Annotated in this window: 2 protein-coding genes; both read right to left on the bottom strand. The window is 38.0% G+C overall.

All coding sequences use genetic code 11. From position 1 onward, the window contains the following. Positions 1–1,069, bottom strand: a 1,069-nt coding sequence (locus AB1630_12175) for a hypothetical protein (GenBank protein MEW6104550.1), incomplete at its 3' end; no start/stop codon positions are given. Between the two features lie 57 nt (positions 1,070–1,126). Beyond that, the coding region (locus tag AB1630_12170) for a hypothetical protein (GenBank protein MEW6104549.1) at positions 1,127–2,581 on the bottom strand (1,455 nt) is incomplete at its 5' end.

Here is a 2,581-nt window from a genome sequence, read left to right as displayed (position 1 = left end):
TAACTACCTCTACCTTGTTTGGTCCAATCTCCTCCCTTTCCTCAATCCATTCTGCCTGGTATTTGACTTTTTTATTCTGTCTTATGGTTAGTTTTCTTACCACCGGAGGGATGGTGTCGGGAACATCTATCTCAGGAAATGGATTATTCCAGTGTTTTTCTCCCCTTGCCCAGGGGGCAAGCATTAGACTCCTAGGATCATGTTCGTTTTCTGAAGCAAGCCCAGGATATAACCATCTTAACAACTCCCTTAACCACCTTGGTATTCCTTCAAGATTTGCCGGGTCTCCTCCATAAAACTTTTTCTCAGCTAAACCATCTGAATGAACAGCAATATTCCCAAAATCCCTGATAGAATCACCTAAGAAATCAATGCTATTTCTTCCTATAAAGGCAAACCTTCTCCATGGCTCAATCCTGTTAAGACCCCACCTTGTCCCATACATTGCATTTCCATCATTGCCAACATAAAATATTGCCCTTTTATCCTCTCTTTCTAGCAAACCAAAGCTTCCACTTCCGGTAAATCCACGATATCTTTCTAAATACCCACCATATTTACGCTGGATAAAGCTTTGTGAATTGGTTGTTCCCCGATGGCTTCCTGATGAGGCAAGCAAAGGGGAATAGCCATCTTTATCCTCAAGGACAATAACATCTACCCACTCCCAGTCATGCTCATGGGTTTGGATTCTACGATTTATTGCTGGATATCTATAATATGTATTCCTTGGGCTGTAATAGTGATATTGCAATACCCAGAAGGGGTCTCCATCCTTATCTTTACAGAGGAGCTTAATATTATAGCCATTATCCTTTCCGCCATAAAGGTATAGCTTTGGGTCTTGATTGTTTCCTGTCCTTAAGCCAACATCGCCGGGGCCTGTAAGATAGTGTTCCCGATTATTTTCTACATCATCGTCATCATAATAGTACTTTATGGGAAATTCCCCATGGTCTTGCTCATACCAGAGGATTGGCTTAAAGTCCTCATAGTTGGGAGGCTCTTTGTGATAAGAAGCCTCTGTATTTATCCCTAAAATAATCCCTAATATAACCCATTTCTTCATTTTTCATCAACCTCCTTTTTTAGCTCTTCCAAGCTTAGATTATACCTATAATCCATATCAAATATCATAATTTATACAAAATTTTCCAAAAGAAAAATCAAAATCTTTTGTTTCTCCTAATCTACCCTCTGTTTCTTGTTTTAAGTCTAATAACTCTAAGCTAAGTTTAAAGCTTTGTCCATTGCTTTCATAGTAATTTAATTTTAAGCCATATTCCTCATAAAATGGGTTAAAATCCCTCTCCCACCTTGTTTCTTTATCCATATAGGGCTTAAGGATGCTGTATAATTCATTTCCCTCTAAGAGCTTTCCCTTGGGAAAGCAATTTTTTTCCTTTGCATATTCCTCTAAGAACTTGGCAAAGGAATTGGAAAGATAAGCCAAAAGGCTACTTTGCATTCCATTTAAGAATGAGAATCTTTGGTCTATATACTCGTGGAAAGGATAACTCCAAAAGGCTTCTCCCCCCCCCCAGGGCCAATCATCAAACTTATCAAATTCAAAAGGCAGTTTATGTTTAATATCTATCTTTTTCTCCATAAATCTTTTATATCCCCAAAGGGTATCCTTAACTAAGAAAGCCTTTGATGACATAATTATAATTAAGGAATTATAAAAAAACCTAGTTTCAGGATACCTTCTGACTAACTCTACAAAGGCACCTCCCATAAAATGGGAATCCTCGGTTAAATCACCTTGCGGGGCTATCTGATATAACAAGTTTACATATTTTAATGACCTTTGTCTAGCTTTTTCTAAATTGTAGCTAAGTTTGTGGTGATAATAAAAATCATCCTTACCGCTTATCTTTATAATCTCATATAAACAATCATCAGCAACCTCGCTATTGGGATATTGATTAGCCAATGCTTCATAGCTTTCAATCAACCCCCCCCCTATTCTTTCTCTTTCAGCCCTCTCTTTTCTCCCCATTTCGAGCGCTTCCAAAGTTTTCTTATAATCTTCAAATCCGTCTCCATATATTTTAGGTCTTTCTTTCCTAATCCTTCTATCCTCCCTCTTTATCTTTGCAAATTCAACCACCTCTTCTTTTAAAGAATTCTCTATCAGCCAATCAATACATCTTGTAACATCACCATCTATCCTATTATATAACGCAAATTTCTTATGCCCCTCCCACTTCCAACCAAGGTTCATTGCACACCACTTAGCCTTCTCTAATAATATTATCGCCCCAAGCAGGCATTTGTCAACAATTTCTGTCTTTGGATAGGCATGGGCAATTTCTTCGTATTTTTCCGCTGTCTTAACCCTAAGATGATACATTTTCTCTATCAAATCCATGTACTCGAAATAATCACAAAAAAGAAAAGGAAAAAGTTTAGTCCTCCAATACCTTCCTTTGTGCTCTTTATAAATATCTCCTATCCCCTTTTTACACCCCTCCCTTGCCCTCTCAAACTCCTCCCTTGCCCTTGTCTCCTCATCCTTTACCTTTATCTCTCTTTCCCTTCCTTGAAGCACTAAGGAAACTATGCTAAATCCTATCAT

The organism is bacterium, assembly GCA_040753555.1.
In the GTDB taxonomy this organism is placed as follows: Bacteria; UBA9089; UBA9088; order UBA9088; family UBA9088; genus JBFLYE01.
Note: the sequence above shows the minus strand (reverse complement) of the source record. Positions and strands in the feature narration are given on the sequence as shown.